This is a genomic window from Flavobacterium micromati, from assembly GCF_900129585.1.
GTDB lineage: Bacteria > Bacteroidota > Bacteroidia > Flavobacteriales > Flavobacteriaceae > Flavobacterium > Flavobacterium micromati.
The window spans coordinates 396,847-419,664 of the sequence record NZ_FQWF01000001.1 but is presented as its reverse complement, the minus strand read 5'-3'; the positions used below and the strand labels follow the sequence as shown (position 1 = coordinate 419,664).

The 22,818-nt window shown below is 33.6% G+C and carries 21 protein-coding genes; 13 read left to right on the top strand and 8 right to left on the bottom strand.

Going from position 1 to position 22,818, the window contains the following annotated elements; all coding sequences use genetic code 11:
- Nucleotides 1-159: 159 nt before the first annotated feature.
- The 4 genes from pgi to BUB42_RS01810 all read left to right on the top strand — a co-directional run bounded on the left by pgi (nucleotide 160) and on the right by BUB42_RS01810 (nucleotide 6,579).
- Nucleotides 160-1,812 (top strand): glucose-6-phosphate isomerase, encoded by a 1,653-nt coding sequence (gene pgi / locus BUB42_RS01825; RefSeq protein WP_073016596.1) that lies wholly within the window; start codon nucleotides 160-162, stop codon nucleotides 1,810-1,812.
- 354 nt (nucleotides 1,813-2,166) lie between these two features.
- On the top strand, nucleotides 2,167-5,469 hold the full coding sequence (locus BUB42_RS01820; protein ID WP_073016594.1) for a TonB-dependent receptor: 3,303 nt from the start codon (nucleotides 2,167-2,169) through the stop codon (nucleotides 5,467-5,469).
- 93 nt (nucleotides 5,470-5,562) lie between these two features.
- Nucleotides 5,563-5,988, top strand: a complete 426-nt coding sequence (locus tag BUB42_RS01815; protein ID WP_073016592.1) for a hypothetical protein — start codon at nucleotides 5,563-5,565, stop codon at nucleotides 5,986-5,988.
- Nucleotides 5,989-6,060: 72 nt separating this feature from the next.
- Nucleotides 6,061-6,579 carry a septal ring lytic transglycosylase RlpA family protein gene (locus BUB42_RS01810; protein WP_396177443.1) on the top strand — a complete coding sequence of 173 codons (519 nt, stop codon included), beginning with the start codon at nucleotides 6,061-6,063 and terminating at the stop codon, nucleotides 6,577-6,579.
- On the opposite strand, the gene BUB42_RS01805 is transcribed toward BUB42_RS01810, so the two are convergent.
- Nucleotides 6,580-7,047 (bottom strand): CYTH domain-containing protein, encoded by a 468-nt coding sequence (locus BUB42_RS01805; RefSeq protein ID WP_073016588.1) that lies wholly within the window; start codon nucleotides 7,045-7,047, stop codon nucleotides 6,580-6,582. It lies immediately after the preceding gene.
- A 274-nt stretch (nucleotides 7,048-7,321) separates the two neighbouring features.
- On the opposite strand from BUB42_RS01805, the gene BUB42_RS01800 reads away from it, so the two are divergent.
- The 3 genes from BUB42_RS01800 (at nucleotide 7,322) to BUB42_RS01790 (ending at nucleotide 11,134) form a co-directional block, all read left to right on the top strand.
- The gene (locus BUB42_RS01800; protein WP_073016586.1) at nucleotides 7,322-9,391 is read left to right on the top strand and encodes a recombinase; all 2,070 of its coding nucleotides are present in this window, start codon (nucleotides 7,322-7,324) and stop codon (nucleotides 9,389-9,391) included.
- Between the two features lie 49 nt (nucleotides 9,392-9,440).
- The gene (dinB, locus tag BUB42_RS01795; RefSeq protein WP_073016584.1) at nucleotides 9,441-10,523 is read left to right on the top strand and encodes a DNA polymerase IV; all 1,083 of its coding nucleotides are present in this window, start codon (nucleotides 9,441-9,443) and stop codon (nucleotides 10,521-10,523) included.
- Between the two features lie 95 nt (nucleotides 10,524-10,618).
- A complete protein-coding gene (locus BUB42_RS01790; protein WP_073016583.1) occupies nucleotides 10,619-11,134 on the top strand; it encodes a PAS domain-containing protein in 516 nt (171 codons plus the stop codon).
- Nucleotides 11,135-11,181: 47 nt separating this feature from the next.
- On the opposite strand, the gene BUB42_RS01785 is transcribed toward BUB42_RS01790, so the two are convergent.
- The 6 genes from BUB42_RS01785 to BUB42_RS01760 all read right to left on the bottom strand — a co-directional run bounded on the left by BUB42_RS01785 (nucleotide 11,182) and on the right by BUB42_RS01760 (nucleotide 16,543).
- The gene (locus BUB42_RS01785; protein WP_073016581.1) at nucleotides 11,182-11,946 is read right to left on the bottom strand and encodes a Bax inhibitor-1/YccA family protein; all 765 of its coding nucleotides are present in this window, start codon (nucleotides 11,944-11,946) and stop codon (nucleotides 11,182-11,184) included.
- A gap of 145 nt (nucleotides 11,947-12,091) precedes the next feature.
- Nucleotides 12,092-13,525 carry a pyruvate kinase gene (gene pyk, locus BUB42_RS01780; protein WP_073016579.1) on the bottom strand — a complete coding sequence of 478 codons (1,434 nt, stop codon included), beginning with the start codon at nucleotides 13,523-13,525 and terminating at the stop codon, nucleotides 12,092-12,094.
- Between the two features lie 5 nt (nucleotides 13,526-13,530).
- Nucleotides 13,531-14,019, bottom strand: a complete 489-nt coding sequence (locus tag BUB42_RS01775; RefSeq protein ID WP_073016577.1) for an IPExxxVDY family protein — start codon at nucleotides 14,017-14,019, stop codon at nucleotides 13,531-13,533.
- Nucleotides 14,020-14,132: 113 nt separating this feature from the next.
- The gene (gene rnc, locus BUB42_RS01770; protein ID WP_073016575.1) at nucleotides 14,133-14,873 is read right to left on the bottom strand and encodes a ribonuclease III; all 741 of its coding nucleotides are present in this window, start codon (nucleotides 14,871-14,873) and stop codon (nucleotides 14,133-14,135) included.
- A 4-nt stretch (nucleotides 14,874-14,877) separates the two neighbouring features.
- Nucleotides 14,878-16,131, bottom strand: coding sequence for a beta-ketoacyl-ACP synthase II (gene fabF / locus BUB42_RS01765; RefSeq protein WP_073016573.1), 1,254 nt, complete (start codon nucleotides 16,129-16,131; stop codon nucleotides 14,878-14,880).
- 175 nt (nucleotides 16,132-16,306) lie between these two features.
- Entirely contained in the window at nucleotides 16,307-16,543 is a 237-nt protein-coding gene (locus tag BUB42_RS01760) for an acyl carrier protein (protein WP_007137004.1), read from the bottom strand.
- Between the two features lie 176 nt (nucleotides 16,544-16,719).
- Here BUB42_RS01760 and purN point away from each other — a divergent pair, with 176 nt between their 5' ends.
- Together purN and BUB42_RS01750 are read left to right on the top strand one after the other, a co-directional pair.
- Entirely contained in the window at nucleotides 16,720-17,277 is a 558-nt protein-coding gene (gene purN, locus BUB42_RS01755; protein ID WP_073016571.1) for a phosphoribosylglycinamide formyltransferase, read from the top strand.
- Nucleotides 17,278-17,338: 61 nt separating this feature from the next.
- Entirely contained in the window at nucleotides 17,339-17,815 is a 477-nt protein-coding gene (locus BUB42_RS01750) for a ribonuclease HI (protein ID WP_073016570.1), read from the top strand.
- 63 nt (nucleotides 17,816-17,878) lie between these two features.
- Here BUB42_RS01750 and BUB42_RS01745 read toward each other — a convergent pair whose 3' ends face one another.
- The gene (locus tag BUB42_RS01745; protein ID WP_073016568.1) at nucleotides 17,879-18,226 is read right to left on the bottom strand and encodes a DUF6249 domain-containing protein; all 348 of its coding nucleotides are present in this window, start codon (nucleotides 18,224-18,226) and stop codon (nucleotides 17,879-17,881) included.
- Nucleotides 18,227-18,520: 294 nt separating this feature from the next.
- On the opposite strand from BUB42_RS01745, the gene BUB42_RS01740 reads away from it, so the two are divergent.
- The 4 genes from BUB42_RS01740 (at nucleotide 18,521) to BUB42_RS01725 (ending at nucleotide 22,676) form a co-directional block, all read left to right on the top strand.
- On the top strand, nucleotides 18,521-19,108 hold the full coding sequence (locus BUB42_RS01740; RefSeq protein WP_073016566.1) for an RNA polymerase sigma factor: 588 nt from the start codon (nucleotides 18,521-18,523) through the stop codon (nucleotides 19,106-19,108).
- Nucleotides 19,092-19,484: a hypothetical protein gene (locus BUB42_RS01735; RefSeq protein ID WP_073016564.1), complete on the top strand. Its 393-nt coding sequence runs from the start codon at nucleotides 19,092-19,094 to the stop codon at nucleotides 19,482-19,484. The genes BUB42_RS01740 and BUB42_RS01735 overlap by 17 nt, the downstream gene beginning before the upstream one ends.
- Nucleotides 19,485-19,723: 239 nt before the next feature.
- Nucleotides 19,724-20,647 carry a PfkB family carbohydrate kinase gene (locus BUB42_RS01730; RefSeq protein ID WP_073016762.1) on the top strand — a complete coding sequence of 308 codons (924 nt, stop codon included), beginning with the start codon at nucleotides 19,724-19,726 and terminating at the stop codon, nucleotides 20,645-20,647.
- Nucleotides 20,648-20,777: 130 nt separating this feature from the next.
- Nucleotides 20,778-22,676, top strand: a complete 1,899-nt coding sequence (locus tag BUB42_RS01725) for an amidophosphoribosyltransferase (RefSeq protein WP_073016562.1) — start codon at nucleotides 20,778-20,780, stop codon at nucleotides 22,674-22,676.
- Nucleotides 22,677-22,818: the final 142 nt, after the last annotated feature.

The following is a 22,818-nucleotide window of genomic DNA, read 5'->3' as shown; positions in this document are numbered from 1 at the left end:
CTAATCTCAATGTTCTGAATGATCTTATCAAATTTAATGAAAGACTTATAGAAACCTTTTTTATAAATTTAAACGTTGTGAAACGGAACGAAATTTATATTAAAACTAATTTGAGTATTTTTGGCGAAAGCAAAATTCACACAATCTAAATCCTTATAAATGGCTTTAAATACAACAAATCCAACAAAAACTGCTGCTTGGAAAAAGCTAGAAGTACATTTTAGCGAAATGCAAAATGCTTCGATGAAAGAATTATTTCAGCTTGATGATGATAGAGCTAATAAACTTCACTTGCAGTGGAATGATTTTCTAATTGATTATTCAAAGAATATCATTACTCCAGAAACCATGCAGCTTTTGACAGAATTGGCAACCGAACTGGGTCTTCAAAATGCGATAAACGATTATTTTGATGGAGCTATAATTAATCAAACTGAAAACAGAGCTGTTTTACATACCGCTTTACGCGCTGACGAATCTGCTGTGGTTACCGTGGATGGAACTAATGTAATTCCTGAAATTCATGAGGTAAAACGTAAAATGGAGCAATTTAGTAACCAAGTTACATCTGGTGAAAGAAAAGGATTTACAGGAAAACCATTTACGGATATTGTTAACATCGGAATTGGCGGTTCAGATTTAGGTCCTGCAATGGCTGTTGAAGCTTTGCAGTATTACAAAAATCACTTAAAGATTCATTTTGTTTCTAATGTTGACGGAGATCATGTTAATGAAATAATAAAAAAGTTAGATCCGGAAACTACATTATTTGTTATTGTTTCTAAAACCTTTACTACGCAAGAGACTTTGACAAATTCTGAAACTATCAAAAAATGGTTTCTACGAACAGCGAAACAGCAAGATGTAGCAAAACATTTTGTTGCGGTTTCCACCAATATTGAAAAGGTCACAAATTTTGGAATAAACCCAGATAATGTTTTCCCAATGCGGGATTGGGTTGGTGGCCGTTTTTCATTGTGGAGTGCTGTTGGGCTTTCTATTAGTTTAGCGGTTGGTTTTGATAATTTTAATGGGCTGTTAAAAGGAGCTAATAAAATGGATAAACATTTTAAAGAATCCCCCTTTGATAAAAACATGCCCGTTATTTTGGCGTTGTTGAGTGTTTGGTATAATAATTTTTTTGATGCAGAAAGCGAAGCTTTGATTCCGTATACACAATATTTACAAAAATTAGCTCCGTACTTACAGCAAGGAACCATGGAGAGTAATGGTAAAAGCGTGGGGCGAGATGGCAAAACTGTAAATTATCAAACCGGAACTATTATTTGGGGAGAGCCAGGAACAAATGCCCAACATGCTTTTTTTCAATTGATTCATCAAGGAACTAAGCTTATTCCTGCGGATTTTATTGGGTATGTCACTCCTTTATACGGTAACCAAGACCACCATGATAAATTGATGTCAAACTTTTTTGCACAAACCGAAGCCTTAATGCAAGGTAAATCAGAGGAGCAAGTACAAGCAGAATTTGATCAGCAAAAACTTTGTGTAGATGAAGCAAAGTTTCTTTTGCCGTTCAAAGTTTTCGAGGGCAATAAACCAACAAATACTATTTTAATTCAAAAGCTAACCCCAGAATCTCTAGGATCATTGATCGCTTTGTACGAACATAAAATTTTTGTTCAAGGAGTAATTTGGAATATTTTCAGCTTTGATCAGTGGGGAGTAGAATTAGGAAAACAACTAGCAAATTCCATTTTAGAAGAGATAAGCACAAAAACAGTAAAAAAACACGATAGTTCAACAGCATTTTTATTGAATCATTTTTTGAACTGTAAAAATAAAGTGTAAGTAAGTTGATTTTTTTAACTTAAATTGATTTGAAAAATTATTTTTTCAATTTTATGATGGTTTTTAGCCTTGATAGTAAACTTATCAAGGCTTTTTTTATTTAAAAGTCGCCCTATAAAAAGAGTTTTTATAAAAACAATCGAAACACGAGCTATAAATTAGTGAAAAAACGGCCAAAAATATATTATTGGATCGGTTAAAACCTCAGTAAACGTTACTCTTTTTAATAAATTAAATAATTTATGTGATGACGGGAAAATAATGTTGAAAAAAATATGAGATCCTTAACGTTATGTTAACTTTTTAAATTAAAAATGTTATATTTTTGCCAAATAATTTAAACTAAACAAAAAAATGAAAAGAATTATTTTTATCTTGACTATTTTTTTATCAGTTGTAGGATATTCGCAGGTTACCACTTCTGCTATGTCTGGAACTGTTAAATCAAATACTGGAGAAACGTTACCGGGAGCTTCTGTTCAGGTCGTTCACAAACCGACAGGTACTAAATATTTTTCTACTACGGATTTTGATGGAGGGTACGCCGTACAAGGACTTAGACCAGGTGGACCTTACACCGTAAAAGTAACTTATGTTGGTTACAAAACAACTGAAATTACAGAAATCACCGCTCCTTTAGGAAGTAATTTAACCGTAAATGTTGTAGTTGCAGAAGAATCTAATGCGTTGAGCGAAGTAATTGTTACTACTAAATCAAAAGGTAATTTTAATAAAGGTAGAACTGGAGCATCTCAGCAATTTTCAAATAGAGAATTGACGGCAGTTCCAGTAACGGGTGCGCGTTCAATAAATTCTATAACTAAATATAATGCTAACGCAGGAAGGAATGGTTCTTTTGGAGGTCAGGATTCAAGATTGAATAATTTTACTATAGATGGATCAGTATTCAATAACGGTTTTGGATTAGGTAATGAATCACAAGCAGGAGGTAGAACTGGTTCCACAGCAATCTCTTTAGACGCGATTGAACAATTACAAGTAAGTATTGCTCCTTACGATGTGCGACAATCAGGTTTCTTGGGATCTGGAATAAATGCAGTCACTAAAAGTGGAACAAATGAGGTGGAAGGATCAGTTTACAACTCGACTAGAAGTAATAAGAAAAATTTCATTGGGACTAAGGCCGGCGATAGAACGTTCATTCCAGGTAAATTTGAAGAAAAGATTTTGGGAGCTAGAATTGGCGCGCCGATAATTAAAGATAAATTATTTTTCTTTGGAAATTTTGAAACAATAGAAAACACGAGCCCGGCAACAACATGGACTTCTACAGGTTCCCCGCAACCAAGTGCGCAAGTATCTGCACCTACTTTTGCTCAGATGCAAACGCTTTCTACATTTTTACAAGATAAATTTAATTATACAACAGGACCATGGGAAAATTTTGATTCAGAAAGTGTTTCAAAAAAATTCCTTGCTAGAATTGACTGGAATATTAATGCCAATAATCAATTGACAGCACGTTATGTGCATCACGATTCAAATTCTGATGAATTGACGTCAAATTCAAGATCTTTGGGTAACGGTGATAGAAGAACAAGCCCACTTGCAATGTCTTTTCAAAACAGTGGTTATGTGATTCAAGATAATACGAGATCAGCTGTACTAGAATTAAATAGTAAATTAAGTAATTCTTGGAATAACAACTTTATTGCGGGTTTTGACAAGCAAATAGAAGATCGAGCTTTACAAGGTGGTGGTTTATTTCCAACTATTGATATCTTGAATGGTGCTAATACTTATATTTCTGCAGGTTTAGATCCTTTTACTCAGGGTAACAAACTATCATATTCAACACTACACTTTACAAATAATTTAAGTAAAACAGTTGGAAAACACTCCCTATTATTTGGAGCAAACTACGAATATTTCAAATCTAGTAACTTGTTTTTCTCAGGATCAAACGGTGTCTTTATTTTTAGTTCATTAGATAATTTTTACGCGGCGGCAAATCAATCGGCGAATACTGGAGGATTACCTTCAACAACTGCATTACCAATTCGTACACAGTTTAGATATTCTGCTTTGCCAGGAGCTGTAGAACCTCTTCAGATATTGAAGTCAAATAAACTTGATTTGTATGTGCAAGATGAAATCAAATTAAGTGATAGATTTAAAATGACAGTGGGTCTTCGTGCCACTTCAGTATGGTTAGCTGATACAGCTTTAGAAAACCCTGCGATTACGCCATTAACTTTCGCACAAGGACAAAAGTTTAATACAGGTGATATGCCAGAAACTCAATATTTACTTGAACCTAGAGTTGGTTTCAATTTAGACTTAAATGGTGATGCATCTACTCTAGTTCGTGGAGGAAGTGGTGTATTTACAGGAAGAGCACCAGCTGTTTTTCTATCAAATGCTATTGGTAACAATGGAGTACTTACGGGTTTTGTTGATGCAAGCGGTCCTGCTTTGGCAAGCGGAGGATTTGGTTTTACTCCTAATCCTAATGATTATTTTATTCCGGCGGTTCCAACTCTTCCAAGCACGTTTGAATTAGCTTTTTCAGATAAAAAATTTAAGTTTCCACAAGTTTGGAAAACAAATATAGCAGTTGATCAAAGACTTCCTTTCGGTTTTGTAGGTACGATTGAAGGAATTTTTCAAAGAAATATTAATGCAATAAATTATGTTAATGTGAATTTTGAAGGACCTGTGGGAACCTTCGCTGGTCCGGACAACAGACCTAGATTTGCGCGTACAGATCCAGGTGTCCGTGTAAATGATAATATTTCAAGTGCTATTGTTTTGACTAATACTGACAAAGGAACTTTTTATTCAACAACATTTAAACTAGATTATCCTTATCAAAAAGGTCTTTTTGGATCTTTTGCTTACACTTATTCTAGCGCTAGCGATCTTTTATCAGCAGGTTCAATTGCTGCTGGTTCTTGGACAGGTGCAAGATCTGTAAATGGAAACAATGATTTACCATTGGCATTGTCTAACAACAATACACCACATAGATTAGTAGGTCTTCTTGGTTACAAATTTGAGTACGGTAAAAAAGTAGGTACTGCAACATCAGTTAACTTAGGTTATATAGGTGAGCAAGCTGGACAGTTTTCTTATGCTTATGGTGGTGATATGAACGGAGATAGAGTAAATAATAACGACTTAATTTACGTTCCCAATAATGCTAATGAAATTCGTTTCCAGCCAATCACAGGTACAGTAGGTGGAGTAGCTAATACAGTAATCTACACTGAAGTACAACAACAGGTTGCTTATGAAGCTTACATCAAGCAAGATAAATATTTGTCTACTAGAAGAGGACAGTATGCGGAGAGAAATGGTGGAGTCTTACCTATGTTACATAGATTAGACTTATCAGTTACTCAAGATTTTTATATTATGATTGCTGGAAAAAAGAATAGTTTTCAATTTAGAGCTGATATCTTAAACTTTACAAATTTCATGAATAAAGATTGGGGAGTTACACAGAGAGTTACTAATGCGAATGTTTTGAATTACAGAACAGCAACTGCTGCAAACATTCCTTTTTTCCAATTAGCAACGCAAGTAGAAGCTGATGGTAGTAGAGTTTTAATTAAAGATTCTTTCCAGAAAAACGCCTCGGCTTTTGATGTTTGGCAAGCACAATTTACATTGAGATACACTTTCGGTAAATAAGAAATAAATAATAAATTGTTAAAACCACGTTGCAAAACGTGGTTTTTTTTTACCCTCTTTTTTACTATATTTGTTCAAATAAAAATTTTATTTATGTACTATTTTATTCAAAAATTTCATTCAGGCTGGGCCTATATAGCACTATTAGTATTGGTGGTTGCGGTGGTAACTTTCTTCAGTGGAATGTTTTCTAAAACAGAATTTACCTCTGCAAATCGCAAAATTGGCTTAATTGCACTAATAGTGATTCACATACAATTATTAGTAGGTCTTATTCTATATTTTGTTTCGCCTTTAGGATTTGCTTCCTTAGGACAAATGTCTGATAAAGCACTGCGATTAACATCGCTTGAACATCCATTAATCAATATTATTGCTATCGCTCTAATAACAATAGGATGGTCAAGGCATAAAAAATTAGTGACATCAGCATCTAAATTTAAAACTTTCTCAATATTTTATGGTTTAGGATTATTGCTTATTTTAAGTAGAATTCCATGGTCTATGTGGTTGGCGTAAGCCCCAAAAGCTCTAGTGATAGGGCTTTTTTTTATCAAGGTATGGTTTTTGTAAAATAGATCACAATAATTAATAAACATGAAAAAATTCATTACACTTTTATTATTTTTAGGATTTGCAACAAGCGCTACAGCCCAAATTATAGCTGCAACAAAACAAATTCCTTTAGTTCAAAAAGCATATAATACTAAAGCAACAATTGGAAAAGACTCCATTAGAAAAAATAGAATTCTTGCAGAAGTTCAAGAAAAAAAAATAGATTCTGTTATAGCATCTGTAGAAATTTATAAGGCTTATAAAAAAGCAGCACATGCTTCATATTACGCTGATAAATTCACAGGAAAAAGAACGTCGAGCGGAAGTCGGTTTGACAATAATAAATATACTGCAGCTCATAAAAAATTACCGTTTGGAACTATTGTAAAAGTAACAAATGAAAAAAACGGAAAATCAGTAGTGGTAGAGATTACCGATCGTGGTCCATTTGTAAAATCACGAGAAATTGATCTTTCTAAAAGAGCGTTTATGGACATCGCCACTAATAAAGGAAGTGGGGGTATGCTGGTTACTATAGAAATACTCTCTAAATAATTACCATTTGTTATAAGGTTTTGTGCTGAGATAAGCATTGTAATAACGAATATCATTAGTAACTTCATCTCCTAACCAGTCTGGTTTGAGAAAGGTTTCTGTTTCTGACGACAATTCAATTTCAGCGATAATCAAGCCGCTGTTGTCGCCGTAAAACTCATCGACTTCAAAGGTGTGATTCCCCATTTTTATTTCAAAGCGAGTTTTGTCGATAACGCCAGCCTCACTTAATAGTATTAATTTTTTTGCTTCTTCAATAGGAATTTCTTTTTCCCATTCAAATCGAGAAAGACCGCTCTCATTTGAAGCGCCCTTAATTGTCAAAAATCCTTTATTACCTTTTATGCGCACCCGCACTGTGCGTTCTGCTACTGAACTCAAATAGCCCTGAGTTATGCGATTCTCAGTGCTAGCTGCTTTTTTAAACGAATCGTTTTTGACTAAAAATTTCCTTTCTATTTCGATCATATTTGGTTTTTTAAATGTTGTTCTTTCCCGTTCTAATTATTATTTTCAAAAACGATTAGGCTGAAATGTAAAGTTTGTTGACATTTTGTTTTAATACTATTTATGATTTTCTACTGCAAGATTCTAATAGTATTGCATTATTTTCTCCAGTAAAGATAGGACAGTCAAAGGGACTTTTTGATATGATTTTTTTTCATTGAGGCTGTAATTTTTTAGAATTACATCACAGTTTTCTGATACCTATTTGTATTTTTACACGAATTGAATTAAGACAATGAATTTATTTTTCAAAACAAAACCGAAAGTAACTGCAGCGGGCATTTTAACTGAATTTTTTGGTGAATCGCAGTCGTGGCGGGAAACGAATGATAGCCTAGAACCGCTAGTTGAAATAATTAGGTTTATTCGGCCTGTGAAAATAAAAAAAGGAGAGTCGGTTGATTTATCGGAGATAATTTCTTTTTTAAAAGAAAATCATTCCAGTCGTCAGCAACTTGCAATTTATCTAAAAGAGATAGTAAAAGAGAGGAAATTTAATAAAATTTTATCAGACGCAGCTATTTTGCAAGACGTAGATTTTTTATTTGAGGTTAAAAAAAGAATTTTCGCAAAGTTCTTACCATACCAACCGCAGAAAGATACGTTAGAGTATGTTTTTAATCAAGTGTTTTATCTTGCAAATGATGGAATCTGGTTAGGAACAATTCCGTTGGCACAGTTATCAGAATTGTATGATCTGCTAAAATTTAAATCGATTTATGGTAGCATAAAACCAAATTCTGCGCTTTCTGAATTACTAATTGCGCAGCATTTGCTAATTCAACGTATCAGTGGACGAGCAATGGAGACGGATGTGATAAAAATGGTGCCAGAGTATGATGATCTAGAAAGTCCATTTTCAGCCTTTGAAAAAGAACTTTATTTAATCGAGGACCGCATTAGAAGTTCTGAAACGCATTATATTTCGGCTAAAGATATTTCTTTTTCGCAATTATTAGTTTTACAAAAACAATGTGAAGGCTTTGTAGATAAAGCTTTTCATAATAGTTCAAAGTACGGAATTTCGCTTCGTGTAAACCAGAATTTGCTTAAAATTAGACAACAATTAGTTCGGCTCAAATTTCTTATTTCGTTATTGACAGTCGATACTGAAAAAGATAAAAAAAATAATGGAATTTCATTAGCGCTTCGTTTGATTAAATTTAACTGTTATAAAAACAACGTTCGAAAATTCATAGCCGAAAGTACTCAATTAATCTCGTACGAAATTACTCAACATACCGCAAAAACTGGGGAGCAATATATCACAGAAAGTCGTGCGGAGTACTTTAAAATGTTTAAGGCTTCCCTTGGAGGCGGTTTTATAGTGGGGATTTTATGCGTCATTAAAATTATATTATCCAAAGCCGACGTGAGTTATTTTGGACATGCTTTCCTATATAGTATGAACTATGCTTTTGGTTTTATTGCCATTTATGTATTAGGATTTGCATTGGCCACAAAACAACCAGCAATGACTGCGGCGGCTCTAATAAAAGCGCTAGAAGAAGGAGTGCTGCAGCAGGGGCGTGGATCTGAGAAATACAAAGCTTTTGCTATTCTATTTGCTCGTGTGTTCCGCTCTCAATTGATTGCGTTTTTTGGAAATGTTATTATGGCATTTCCGGTATCTCTACTTGGAATTTGGCTTATCGATTATTTTTATCATTATAATATTGCTGCTTCAAAATGGGAGTCCTTACTTACTGATTTAAGTCCGATACATTCTCTGGCTATTTTGCACGCAGCTATTGCGGGTGTTTTTTTATTTTTGTCTGGAATTATTTCTGGCAGTGTGGCTAATAGAGATAAACACAACCAAGTTTATTTTCGAATTACAGAACATCCTTTTCTAAAAAGAAACTTCGGTAAAATACGCACCGCCAATTTTGCAAAATTATATGAAAAAAGATGGGCTGGCATTATCTCTAATTTTTGGTTTGGTGTATTTATGGGAAGTACTGCGTCTGTTGGTTTATTTCTAGGACTAAACTTAGATATTCGGCATATTACTTTTGCTAGCGGAAATTTAGCTCTTGCGCTTTATGGTGCAAATTATGTGGTAAGTAATGATATGCTTTTTTGGGGTATTTTTGGCATTGGAGTAATAGGGCTGGTCAACTTTTTGGTAAGCTTTAGTCTATCATTAGGTTTAGCTTTTCGCTCAAGAGCCATTTCATTGTTTGAATTGAGATTTGTATCAATTTCCATCTGGGAGCATTTTAAGTCAAATCCAGTTAGTTTTTTATTTCCAACCGAAAAGAAGCTGAAGCAAAAGGAAGTTGATCTGGCAAATAACTTGTGATATATATTCCACGAGTTGGTAATTAGAAAGGTTATTTAATTTGCTAGTTATGGAGGATTTAATTCCAAATAGAAAAATTATTCACGTGGACATGGATGCGTTTTACGCTTCTGTGGAGCAATTGGATAATCCATTATTGCGTGGTAAGCCTATTGCCGTAGGAGGTTCCGAAAATCGAGGCGTTGTAGCTGCTGCTAGTTATGAAGCTCGTAAATTTGGAGTCCGTAGCGCAATCAGCAGTATAATTGCTAAAAAAAATTGTCCTGATCTTATTTTTGTGGCCCCGAGATTTGATCGGTACAAAGAAATATCGAGTCAAATTCAAAAAATATTTTATGAATACACTGATTTAGTCGAGCCATTGTCTCTTGATGAAGCTTACCTTGATGTAACTATTAATAAAAAAGGAAATCCTAGTGCAACACTATTAGCTCAAGAAATTAGGCAACGTATTTTTGACACAGTAGGTTTAACCGCTTCTGCCGGAATATCGGTAAACAAGTTTGTTGCGAAAATTGCTAGTGACTACAACAAACCTAACGGACAAAAAACAGTAAAGCCAGAAGAAGTTATTCTCTTTTTAGAGCAGCTTGCCATTCGAAAGTTTCATGGAGTTGGTAAAGTAACGACTGAAAAGATGTATCAACTTGGTATTTTTACAGGATTAGAATTAAAAAGCAAATCCTTGGATTTTTTAGAAAAACATTTTGGTAAATCAGGCAGTTTCTATTATAATGTAGTTCGTGGTATTCATAACGGTGAAGTGAAGTCTAATAGAATTACTAAATCAGTAGCGGCTGAAAATACTTTTGACAGTAATCTTTCCTCTGAAGTTTTTATGATCGAAAAATTAGATATTATTGCGGCAACATTAGAGAAAAGATTAAAAAAACATAAAGTTTCGGGTAAAACAATTACTTTAAAAATAAAGTATAGCGATTTTACGCAGCAAACTAGAAGTAAAACTATGCCATATTTTGTTTCAGATAAAGCTTTGATTTTAGAAATAGTAAGCGAACTTTTGTATCAGGAGCGAATGAAAAATTCTGTGCGTTTGCTGGGAATTGCGTTAAGTAACTTAAATACAGAGCTTAAGCAGTTTGTTGTTGTGCAATTAAAATTTGATTTTTAAAAATAGAAGTTACGTTCAACAAGGGTTAAAGTTTATTAATTACTATTTTTATATTATAAATAAATATACATTTGACGCTTTAAATGTAAATGATTATGAGTGACTTGAAACAATATGAAGAAACTATTGCAGTGTATAACAGCAACTTAAAGGGTAAATCGACACCTATTTATTCATGGGATTTTCATAATGTTTTTTTAGAGCAAGTTAAGAACTACCATTTTGATTTAGCAAAACTAAAAGCGATTGCGACTCAAAACAAATGGGCGTTAAACAATTGGGACATAAAAAACAGTCTTAAAGAAGAAGTGATTATCGTTACAGATGTAAAACTGCAAATTATTTTTGCATCGCATAATATCGTTGAAATGAATGGCTATCTTCCAACGGAAGTTATAGGTAAAACTCCAAGAATGTTTCAAGGTGTTGCCACAAATGAAGATGTGTCTAATGAAATTAGAAATGCATTATTGGACATTAAACCTTTCGAAAAGACTATTATAAATTATAAGAAGAATGGTGAAACCTATCAATGTCTTATTAAAGGCTATCCTGTTTTTGATATAAGAGGTCAATTAAGCCATTACATCGCTTTTGAAAAAGCTGCATAAAAAAAGAAAACCTTTCCAATCCGGAAAGGTTTTCTTTTTAAAGCTATTTAGTTTTTACTACTTAATTTTGATAATAACCTTAAAAATTCGATGTATAGCCAAACTAGCGTTATCATCAAGCCCATGGCGCTATACCATTCCATATATTTTGGCATTTTTTGTTCGGCTCCTTTTTCAATTCGATCGAAATCTAGAAACAAGTTTAACGCCGCGATTATAATAACAAACACACTTATTCCAATACTCAATGCAGAATTTCCTGCGTGCACTGGCACAAAGCTTGTAAACATTGAAAACAACCAAGAAATAAGATAATAGGTAGCGATTGCTAAAGTTGCAGCGATCACAACTGACTTAAATTGTTCTGTAACTTTTACGATTTTGTATTTATACAATCCTAAACAAACTATAAAAGTCACAAATGTTGCTCCTACTGCCTGAACAAGTATCGTAGGGTACATTGCTTCAAAAATCGCCGAAATACCACCAATAAATAAACCTTCAAATAATGCATATCCCGGAGCGAGGTAAGGAGAATATTGTGGTTTAAAAGCCGCAATTACAACAAGGATTAATCCCATTACAGCACCACCTATAGCTGGAGCCATTGGATTCATACCGTTAAAAGTCATCCACCAAATAACAGTTGCTGAAGCGGTTAATAATAAAAACAAAATTAAACTTCTGTTTATTGTTCCAGTTACAGTCATTTCTTGGCTATAACCTATAGATTTAGAACTACTAAGCTCAGTATTTCTTGAGGTTGCCGTTGTAAAAGTTTTATTATTTAAAAATGGATTATTGGAATTCATAGCTAATTTTTTTGTTGTTCAAATATAAAAGTTATTTTGCAAATGATTGTTTAAATATTACTAATATTTTTTTACAAATTGCGTAAAAAAGTAAAACCGTCTCATTTTTAAATAAGACGGTTTTTAGTTATGGAAAAGAAATTAACTATTCTATTTCAGATACTCTCATTGTGTTGACCATCCCTTTTTCATTAATAGGCATAGATGCTAAGTTGATGATATAATCACCTTGTACGACAAATCCTTTTTCCTTTGCAATTCTATTAATGTCAGTAACCGTTGTATCGGTGCTTTCTTCTTTATCATAAAAAAAAGTTCTTACAGCCCACAACAAACTCAATTGTGTTAGAATTCTTTTATTAGAGGTGAAAACTAAGATTTCAGCCGTATTAGGTCGCCATGCCGATAATTGAAAAGCAGTATAACCACTATTAGTCATTGTCGAGATTGCTTTGGCTTCAATAGCATTGGCCATTTTTGCAGCGTGACGACAAATCGTTTTGGTGATAAATCTTTTCGTTTTAATTTGTGGGGTGTTTTGTGGCACTTGAATAAGTGGAGAGTTCTCTACCGCTTCGCAAATTTGTGTCATCTTTTGAATCACTTGTACAGGATAGTTTCCAGTAGCAGTTTCTCCAGAAAGCATTACCGCGTCTGCACCATCCATAACAGAATTGGCCACATCATTTACTTCGGCTCTAGTTGGTGTTAAACTTGTAATCATTGTCTCCATCATTTGTGTAGCCACAATTACTGGAATACGTGCGGTTTTAGCTCTTCGAATCAAATCTTTTTGGACTAGTGGGACTTCATGAGCAGGAAGTTCAACTCCTAGATCACCTCGCGCAACCATTAGAGCGTCACAATAGGCCACAATTTTGTCAATATTCTCTAATGCCTCAGGCATTTCAATTTTTGCAATAATTGGGATTTTATATTCAGAGTGCTCCGCTATTAACTCTTGTAAATCTTGTAAGTCTCTCGGGGTTTTTACAAAAGATAAAGCAATCCAGTCTACTTTTTGTCCAATTGCAAAAATAGCATCGGCAATATCTTTCTCAGTCATAGCTGGAAGTGATATTTTAGTATTAGGTAAGTTAACTCCCTTTTTAGACTTTAGTTCGCCACCTTGAATTACTTTTGCTATAACTTCTGATTTTTTATCAGTTTCAACTATTTCAAAAATAAGTTTACCATCATCAAGCAAAATTCTTTCACCAGGATTTACATCGTTTGGAAAGTTTTTGTATTTCATAAATACTTTTTTGGCTGTTCCTAAAACATCCTCTGCGGTGGTGAACGTAATTAAATCACCGTCTTGAACTACAACGCCTTCCTCCATAACACCGACGCGTAATTTTGGACCTTGTAAATCACCAAGTATTGCTGTTGTGTAACCAAACTCTTCGTTTAAACCTCTTATGAGATTTATTTTTTCTTTAACATCTTCGTAGTCAGCATGTGAAAAATTTACTCGGAATACGTTAACGCCTGCGTCGATCATATCTTTGATGATTTCTCTTGTACTACATGCAGGACCTAGCGTGGCTACAATTTTAGTTTTTTTGTTTGTAAGCATTTGTATTAAAAAATTAAATTGTTTTTAGATTTTATTTTCTTTGCATCTACGATATAAACCGTTGAGATGCTCTCTATGGAATTTATTAGAATTAGTGTTTCTGTAGTAGATGAAATTTCATCATTATTTTCGATTTTTAAAAAGTAGTCAACTTTCTTAAATTCGGGAAGTAAAAAAACTTTTGTCGCCATTTGCATTGGCACATTGAAAAATAGATTTAGTTTTTCTCCATTGTGAGGGTACATCACCTCGCTATTGTTCTGAATTAAGTTCCAGCGAATATTAGTTTCTTTTACAGTATAGGAAAATCTAGAAAAATTAGTTTCTCCTTCTTTAACACTTATTTGAATTTCATTGGCACTTTTACTTAAATTTATACCAAGTCTTTGATTCAAAAAATAAGCCAATCGATAATCTTCTAAGGAAGTATGAATTGCGATTAGATTGTAATCTATCTCGTCAAATTCTCCAAGACTAAGTTTACGAAGTACCATTTCTTAAAAAATAAGCTGTAAATATAGTACTTCTGTTGAAGTGTTTAGGCTTATGAGGAAGATGTTTTTGTTAATTTATAAACGAAAACGTTATAGTTTTAATATTGGAACTGTTATTTTCTATCCATTTTTTCTTGAAATGCGAAATAAGCACGTTGCGATGCTTTTTCTTCTGCTTTCTTCTTGGATGTTGCTCGCGCTTTTGCAATAACCTTGTCTTCGATACTCAACTTTACGCCAAATAGTCGTTGCCCATCTATTGCATTATCTTCAAAGATATCATAATGAAATATTTTTTTTTCTTTTTGACACCATTCGATAACTAAGCTTTTATAACTTATCACTTTGCCCTCAAGTCTTGTTATATCAACGTAAGGAGTAATCACCCGTTGATGGATAAATTTTTCACAATAAACGTAACCGCGATCTAAATAAATAGCACCAACTAATGATTCAAAAATATTACCATGAATATTTTCGCCAAAATGCTGTAGTGGTACTTTACTCTCTATGTATTGTATTAAATTGAGATCTTTACCTAATTCATTTAAATGTTCTCTACTAACAATTTTCGATCGCATTTTTGTCAAGTAACCCTCATCTCCCGCAGGAGCTTTAGTAAATAAATAAGCAGCAATTACAGAACTTAGCATTGCATCTCCTAAAAACTCTAATCGTTCATAGTTCATGGGATTACCCATTTCATCGAGTCTATTTGAAGATCGGTGCGTAAATGCTTTTTTGTAATTTTCAAGGTTTACTGGAGCAAAACCTAAAATTTTTTGAATAGAAGTAAAAAAAATCCCGTCTTCTGCCGAACGGGATTTTGAAAATATTTTCCTAATTATACGCATACAATTAGATGGCTAATTTTTTAACTAATACACAGGCGTTGTGACCGCCAAAACCAAAAGTGTTACTCATAACTACATTCATATCTCTTTTTTGAGCTTTGTTAAAGGTGAAGTTTAGTTTAGGATCAATATTTTCATCATCTGTAAAATGATTAATGGTAGGAGGAACGATTCCGTATTTTAAAGAGAGAATTGAGGAGATAGTTTCAATTGCTCCGGCCGCTCCTAATAAGTGACCAGTCATGGATTTAGTTGAATTTAAATTCATATCGTATGCATGTTCGCCAAAAACATGTAAAATTGCTTTTGATTCAGCCAAATCTCCTAAAGGTGTTGATGTTCCGTGCATATTTACACCATCGACGTCGCTAGCTTGTAAACCCGCATCTCTCAAGCAGTTTAGCATTACATTTTTAGCACCTAATCCTTCAGGATGTGGAGCCGTTATATGATAGGCATCTGCCGACATACCGCCACCGCCTATTTCACAATAGATAGTTGCTCCACGAGCTATCGCATGTTCGTATTCTTCTAACACTAAAGCTCCAGCTCCTTCTCCTAATATAAAGCCATCTCTATCTTTATCCATAGGTCTGGATGCAGTTTTAGGATCATCATTTCTAGTTGAAAGTGCATGCATTGCATTAAATCCTCCCATTCCAGCAATTGTAACAGCTGCTTCAGATCCTCCAGTTACCATAGCATCAGCGTGACCTAAACGAATGTAATTGAAGGCATCAATAATAGCATTTGTGGAAGAAGCGCAAGCGGAAACAGTTGTGAAATTTGGTCCTCTAAAACCATATTTTATTGAAATATGGCCACCTGCAATATCTGCAATCATTTTTGGAATGAAAAATGGGTTGAATTTGGGTGTTCCGTCACCAGCCGCAAAATTAAGAACTTCTATTTGGAAAGTTTCTAATCCGCCAATTCCCGATCCCCATATTACGCCAACTCTATCTTTGTCTAATTTTTCAAAATTAAATCCAGCGTCACGAACAGCTTCTTCTGATGCTACCATAGCATATTGCGCATATCGATCCATTTTGCGAGCTTCTTTTCGCTCTATAAAATCTTCTACATTAAAGTTTTTAACTTCGCAGGCAAAATGAGTTCTAAATTTTGAAGCGTCAAAATAGGTAATAGGTGCAGCTCCACTAACGCCGCTGATTAATCCGTTCCAATATTCTTCAACTGTATTACCAATGGGAGTAAGAGCGCCTAAACCTGTTACTACAACTCGTCTTAATTCCATAATCCTTTATTTTGTTATCTTTAAATAAATAAAACCCACGCCAATACTGTATAAATTAGTACAAAGTAGCTGTGGGTAATTTTATAAATATCTTTTGATTGAAATGCAATCCCAAATTTAACTTTAGAAAAATAATAACACCCGTTTACAGCAATGCAAACGGGTGTGTTCTTTATTATTTTTTAGCTTCCTCAATGTAAGAGATTGCTTGACCTACAGTAGCGATGTTTTCTGCTTGATCGTCTGGAATTTGAATATCAAATTCTTTTTCGAATTCCATAATAAGCTCTACAGTGTCTAATGAGTCAGCGCCTAAATCATTAGTGAAGCTTGCTTCTGTTACAACTTCGTTTTCGTCAACACCTAATTTGTCTACGATAATCGCTTTTACTCTTGATGCAATGTCTGACATAATCTTTAATTTTAGAATTTAATTTGTTGGCAAAAATAAAAAACTTTATTTTAAAACAACTATTTACTTTAAAAATGTGAAGTCTAAAGTATGAAATTTATTTTAATAAAGCGGGAGCAATGCTATTTATTATCGTTTTTTATCCGTTTTTTTGTGCCAATGAAAAGAAGCTAAATATGAAAAAAATTATTGTTTTTGCGTCTGGATCGGGTACTAATGCTGAAAATATTATACAATATTTTGAAAAAAGGCATTCTGCAAAAGTGGTCACTGTCTTTACTAATAATCCAAATGCAGGCGTAATTGAAAAAGTTAAAAACTATGAAATACCGATTGAGATTTTCTCTAAATTAGAGCTAAACGAAAGCAAAGTATTACAAAAAGTTAATAAAATAAATCCAGATTGGATTGTTCTGGCAGGATTTTTATTAAAATTTCCTCAAAACATAATTAAATTGTATCCCAATAGAATCATAAATATCCATCCCGCTTTACTTCCAAAATATGGTGGAAAAGGAATGTATGGAATGCACATTCATCAAGCAATTGTTGACAATAAAGAAATAGAAACTGGAATTACTATTCATTACGTGAACGAAAATTATGATGAAGGGTCGATCATTTTTCAACAAAAAATTAATTTAACGGGTTTAGAGACTGCTGAGATTGTTGCAGCAAAAATTCATCAATTAGAACAAGAGTATTTTCCAAAAGTTATCGAAAGGTTACTTTAAAATTTTCATCAAAATAACCACAGAATTAAGAATTGATCGGTGACAATAATTATGAATAGCTATGGAACACGACGTACATATTTACACTGACGGCGCAGCAAAAGGGAATCCTGGAAACGGAGGATACGGCGTTGTGATGGAGTGGGTGGGGAAACCATATAAAAAAGAATTCTATGAAGGGTTTCGAATGACAACAAACAATAGAATGGAATTGTTAGCTGTTATTGTGGGTCTAGAAAAACTTAAAAGCCCTAATACACGTGTGTTAGTTGTTTCTGATTCTAAATACGTAGTAGACTCCGTTGAGAAAAAATGGGTTTTGGGTTGGGAGAAAAAAGGATTTGTCAATAGGAAAAATTCCGATTTGTGGAAACGTTTTTTGGTTGTTTACCGTAAACAAAAAGTAGAATTCAAGTGGATAAAAGGCCATAACAACCATATCCAGAATGAGCGATGCGATGCACTAGCCGTTTACGCATCTGGATTGCCTAATCTTTCTATTGACGCTTTTTATGAAGCTACAGCATCTAAAGAATAAAAAAATAACGCACCAAAAACATTGTTTTTGATGCGTTATTCCATTTACTGACTTGAGTTTTATTTATCGTTTGTCTAAATCTTTAGCATTACGAAATCCTACCAGCAAGCCTATTCCTGCCATGATAAAAATGATCGAGGGGTAAACTGCGCCATCTTCTAGTGACGTGTACGTTGTAATTAGTAAAGCAATAAAAATTCCAACGCCACAGCCGATTAATAAAAAGGCTAGGTTAACAACAAAGATTTTCCACATCGGAATACCTTTTTCTCTGCCTTGCAAAAAAATACTGGCATCAACACCTTTTTCAATAAGTGCTAAACGTTCTCTGTTTCTCGTTGAATAAATAAGATAAACGATCCCGAAGATCATTAAAAAAAAACTAAGTGGTATTAAAACTTCTGTTAACATAATATTTTCTTTTAATTGATTAATACTTTGTATGACGAGAGAAATTTAAATAAGGTTACAGATTTTTTGAAAAAAGTTTCAAGTTTTAAGTCTCTTCCTTTATGGAGTTACTTGTGGAGATTCATTGTGTTTCGGAATGACAATATCGTGCTGAAAAGCCAAATCGCATTTTTAATCCAAGTGCTGAAACGAAACTTATATCTACTTGTATCACTTATATGATTCAATTTTTATTGTTTCGAAATATTTGTAATTTATTGTAACCTAACCCAGCAAGGTGTCGTCCTATAGAATATGAGTACACTAGAAGATCAGCATTATATCAATTTAATTATACAGGGTGACCACAATGCGTTTGCCGTGTTAGTAAATCGTTACAAGGATATGATCTTTAGCCTAGCGCTCAAAATGGTGAAAAACCGCGAAGAAGCTGAAGAAGTTTCTCAGGATACCTTTATTAAGATTTACAATTCTATAAGCAAGTTTAAAGGAGATTCTAAATTTTCAACTTGGAGTTATAAAATTGCATACAACACCAGCTTAGACCGTCTAAAGAAAAATAATAAGGAAAAAAACATTATCTCGATAGATGCTTTTTCAACACATTTAATTAAAACAATGGATAATGCTTTGAGTGCATTAGAAGATAAAGAACGGAAGCAGACTATTCAAAATTGCTTAAATTTGTTACCAAGCAACGAAAACTTCCTGCTGACGCTGTTTTATTTTGATGAAAAGAATATAGAAGAAATTGGAAAAATCATGAATATTTCGGCCAACAATGCCAAAGTAAAACTATTCAGAAGTAGGCAAAAATTAGCTGTTATACTTAAAAAACAATTAGAACCTGAAATACTAGAGTATTATGAAAGAGAGCGATAAAAACATAGAAAATCTTATTGATAAAATGATGGCTGAAAGTAATTTGGAATCACCATCAATTGACTTCACTTCAAGAATTATGGCTCAGATTTTAGCAGCTGAGAAAAGTAAAATTAAAGCATACAAACCTTTAATTTCAAAACAGACATGGTCTCTTATTATTGGGGGATTAATTGTTTTATTTATTTGTTCCTTTATGACTGGTGGTGAATATGATATGAGAATAAACAGATTTTACACAGAAAAAGTTTCTGATTTGTTTTCAGGAAAGGATATTTCGAAAAACATTTTATACGCTATTTTAATTGTTCCTTTGATGGTTCTTATTCAAATACCTTTATTAAAAAAGTATTACAATAATAGATATCAACTGTAATTTTTATTTTTTCAATCATCAATCAGAAAACGTTTGAAATCGTTATTGAAGAAAAAAAGATGTTTCTTAAAGAAAAACACTTCGTTTAAGCAATCAAAAAAATAAGATATAATCTACTCATTTACATTACTTTTAGACTGGTAGTACTTACTGTTTTTTTATGAAAATTTTGAGGGTGTAAACCGTTGCAACTTTAGTAGTTATAAACTACCTTTGCGCCTTAATTCGAAATGAAAAAAATGAATAAATTATTGATTGTTGGAACTGTAGCTTTTGATGCAATTGAAACTCCTTTTGGAAAAACAGATAAAATTTTAGGGGGCGCAGGAACTTATATTGGTCTGTCGGCCTCTTTTTTTAATGTACAATCGGCTATCGTTTCTGTAGTTGGTGATGATTTTCCACAAGAATATTTAGACTTGCTAACTTCAAGAAATATTGATATTTCAGGACTTGAAGTTGTAAAAGGCGGAAAAACTTTTTTCTGGAGTGGTCGTTATCACAATGATTTGAATTCAAGAGACACTTTAGATACTCAATTAAATGTTTTAGCTGATTTCCAGCCAAAAGTTCCTCAAGACTATAAAAATGCTGACATAGTGATGCTAGGAAACTTACATCCTTTAGTTCAAAGTAGCGTTTTAGACCAAATGACAACGCAGCCAAAATTAGTAGTTCTAGACACTATGAATTTCTGGATGGATTGTGCTTTACCAGAACTTTTGGACGTTATTAAACGTGTGGATGTAATCACAATTAATGATGAAGAGGCGCGACAACTTTCTGGAGAATATTCTTTAGTTAAGGCTGCAGCCAAAATTCAAACGATGGGTCCAAAATATGTTGTCATTAAAAAAGGAGAACATGGAGCGCTGTTATTTCATAACAAAGAAGTTTTCTTTGCGCCAGCTTTACCATTAGAAGAAGTGTTTGACCCAACAGGAGCAGGAGATACTTTTGCAGGCGGATTTGCAGGTTACATTACACAGAGTGAAAACGTTTCATTCGAAAATATGAAAAACGCTATTATTCAAGGTTCTAATTTAGCCTCCTTTTGCGTTGAGAAATTTGGAACTGAAAGAATGATTGATTTAGATAAAAGTGAAGTTTTGTCACGATTGAAACAATTCAAATCATTGACACAATTTGATATAGAATTATAACTGTGAAAACCTCGGAAACGGGGTTTTTTTGTTTAAAAAAATAAGTAATAAATTTCGGTCTTGCTTTAAAGTACAGTGAAACTTCAATTTCATTCACTTTCAGAATAACACAACAACAAACTACAATACAATGAGCGACGCTTTACAACACGAATGCGGAATAGCATTAGTAAGATTACTTAAACCGCTTGAATTCTATAAAGAGAAATACGGAACCGCTTTCTACGGAATCCAAAAAATGTATCTTTTGATGGAAAAGCAACACAATCGTGGTCAAGATGGTGCTGGTTTTGCAAGCATAAAACTAGATGTGGATCCTGGAGAAAGGTACATCAGTAGGGTTCGATCTAATCATGCGCAACCTATTCAGGATGTTTTTGCTCAAATTAATGATCGAATAAATGAAGAAATGGCTGCTCATCCCGAGTACGCTGATGATGTAGTTCTCCAAAAAAAGAAAATTCCGTACCTAGGCGAATTATTTTTGGGTCATGTTCGTTATGGAACTTTTGGTAAAAACAGTATTGAAAGTGTTCATCCATTTTTAAGACAAAATAACTGGATGCACCGTAATCTAATTTTGGCTGGGAATTTTAATATGACTAACGTAAAAGAACTTTTTCAAAGTTTAATTGAGCTTGGTCAACATCCAAAAGAAATGGCCGATACGGTAACTGTGATGGAGAAAATTGGACATTTCCTGGATGATGCTGTTACTGATTTGTACCAAGAATGTAAAAATGAAGGACTAAATAAAAGGGAGGCTTCGCCAGTAATTGCTGAACGCTTAGATGTGGCAAAAATATTAACACGTGCGTCAAAAAACTTAGATGGTGGATACGCTATGGCGGGCCTTTTAGGACATGGCGACGCTTTTGTATTTAGAGATCCAGCTGGAATACGTCCTGCCTATTTTTATCAAGATGACGAAATAGTTGTAGTAGCTTCTGAAAGGCCAGTTATTCAAACTGTTTTTAACGTTCCTTTTGAAAAAATTCAGGAAATTGAGCCTGGTAATGCATTAATAATCAAAAAGAACGGAAGGATTTCGATGGAAGAAATATTGACTCCCACTGTTAAAAAAGCGTGTTCCTTTGAACGTATTTATTTTTCAAGAGGTAGTGACGCCGAAATCTATCAAGAAAGAAAAACATTAGGCAGACTCATTCTTCCCGCAGTTTTAAACGCAATTGATCAAGATACAGACAATACTGTTTTTTCTTATATTCCAAATACGGCTGAAACTTCATTTTACGGTTTAGTTGAAGCAGCTCAGGATTTTTTAAATCAACGGAAAAACAATTATATTCTCGAAAATAGAAATTCTTTAACTAAAGAGTCTTTACAAGAATTGCTCGCCGTTAAAATTCGCACTGAAAAGGTTGCCATTAAAGATGCAAAACTTAGAACGTTCATTACTGAAGATAGTAGCCGTGATGATCTTGTAGCTCACGTTTATGACGTTACCTATGGCGTTATAAAACCAACAGATAATCTTGTAATTATTGATGATAGCATTGTGCGTGGTACTACTTTAAAAATGAGTATAATCAAAATGATGGATCGATTGAATCCTAAACGAATTGTAATTGTTTCTTCGGCACCGCAAATACGATATCCAGATTGTTACGGAATTGATATGGCCAAACTAGAAGGTTTAGTAGCATTTAAAGCAGCATTAGAATTATTAAAGGAAAGAAACTTGTACCATACTGTAGCAGAGGTTTATGCTAAATGTAAAGCACAAGAAAATTTTGATGATGTTGAAGTTATAAATTATGTAACAGCTATTTACGCTCCATTTACACCTCAAGAGGTTTCAGATAAGATTGCACAAATGTTGAGTTCTCCTGAAATAAAAGCTGAAGTTAAAATAATTTTTCAAACCGTTGAAGATTTACATATTGCATGTCCTAAAAATCTGGGCGATTGGTATTTTACAGGTGATTACCCAACACCTGGAGGTAACCGTGTAGTGAATCGTGCATTCATGAATTTTTATGAAGGAAAAGATGCTAGAGCATATTAAATAAGACACAACAAGCTGTTAATCGGTTTTATTAGTTAGTTGCCTATTTTATTTGGAGACATAGAAAAGCTATCATACTTTTAAGGCACCATAATATTAGTAGGTTAAGTTTATGGTAGATTTGGGGCAAAAAAGGTGAAAG

Excerpts from the sequence above, each read along its gene's own strand:
- dinB (WP_073016584.1), top strand. The coding sequence starts at position 9,441 with ATGGAGGATTTAATTCCAAATAGAAAAATTATTCACGTGGACATGGAT.
- BUB42_RS01820 (WP_073016594.1), top strand. The coding sequence starts at position 2,167 with ATGAAAAGAATTATTTTTATCTTGACTATTTTTTTATCAGTTGTAGGA.
- BUB42_RS01730 (WP_073016762.1), top strand. The coding sequence starts at position 19,724 with ATGAATAAATTATTGATTGTTGGAACTGTAGCTTTTGATGCAATTGAA.
- purN (WP_073016571.1), top strand. The coding sequence starts at position 16,720 with ATGAAAAAAATTATTGTTTTTGCGTCTGGATCGGGTACTAATGCTGAA.
- BUB42_RS01760 (WP_007137004.1), bottom strand. The coding sequence starts at position 16,543 with ATGTCAGACATTGCATCAAGAGTAAAAGCGATTATCGTAGACAAATTA.
- BUB42_RS01815 (WP_073016592.1), top strand. The coding sequence starts at position 5,563 with ATGTACTATTTTATTCAAAAATTTCATTCAGGCTGGGCCTATATAGCA.
- BUB42_RS01750 (WP_073016570.1), top strand. The coding sequence starts at position 17,339 with ATGGAACACGACGTACATATTTACACTGACGGCGCAGCAAAAGGGAAT.
- BUB42_RS01785 (WP_073016581.1), bottom strand. The coding sequence starts at position 11,946 with ATGAATTCCAATAATCCATTTTTAAATAATAAAACTTTTACAACGGCA.
- BUB42_RS01745 (WP_073016568.1), bottom strand. The coding sequence starts at position 18,226 with ATGTTAACAGAAGTTTTAATACCACTTAGTTTTTTTTTAATGATCTTC.
- pgi (WP_073016596.1), top strand. The coding sequence starts at position 160 with ATGGCTTTAAATACAACAAATCCAACAAAAACTGCTGCTTGGAAAAAG.
- BUB42_RS01725 (WP_073016562.1), top strand. The coding sequence starts at position 20,778 with ATGAGCGACGCTTTACAACACGAATGCGGAATAGCATTAGTAAGATTA.
- BUB42_RS01800 (WP_073016586.1), top strand. The coding sequence starts at position 7,322 with ATGAATTTATTTTTCAAAACAAAACCGAAAGTAACTGCAGCGGGCATT.
- BUB42_RS01735 (WP_073016564.1), top strand. The coding sequence starts at position 19,092 with ATGAAAGAGAGCGATAAAAACATAGAAAATCTTATTGATAAAATGATG.
- rnc (WP_073016575.1), bottom strand. The coding sequence starts at position 14,873 with ATGCGTATAATTAGGAAAATATTTTCAAAATCCCGTTCGGCAGAAGAC.
- BUB42_RS01790 (WP_073016583.1), top strand. The coding sequence starts at position 10,619 with ATGAGTGACTTGAAACAATATGAAGAAACTATTGCAGTGTATAACAGC.
- BUB42_RS01740 (WP_073016566.1), top strand. The coding sequence starts at position 18,521 with ATGAGTACACTAGAAGATCAGCATTATATCAATTTAATTATACAGGGT.
- BUB42_RS01775 (WP_073016577.1), bottom strand. The coding sequence starts at position 14,019 with ATGGTACTTCGTAAACTTAGTCTTGGAGAATTTGACGAGATAGATTAC.
- pyk (WP_073016579.1), bottom strand. The coding sequence starts at position 13,525 with ATGCTTACAAACAAAAAAACTAAAATTGTAGCCACGCTAGGTCCTGCA.
- BUB42_RS01805 (WP_073016588.1), bottom strand. The coding sequence starts at position 7,047 with ATGATCGAAATAGAAAGGAAATTTTTAGTCAAAAACGATTCGTTTAAA.
- fabF (WP_073016573.1), bottom strand. The coding sequence starts at position 16,131 with ATGGAATTAAGACGAGTTGTAGTAACAGGTTTAGGCGCTCTTACTCCC.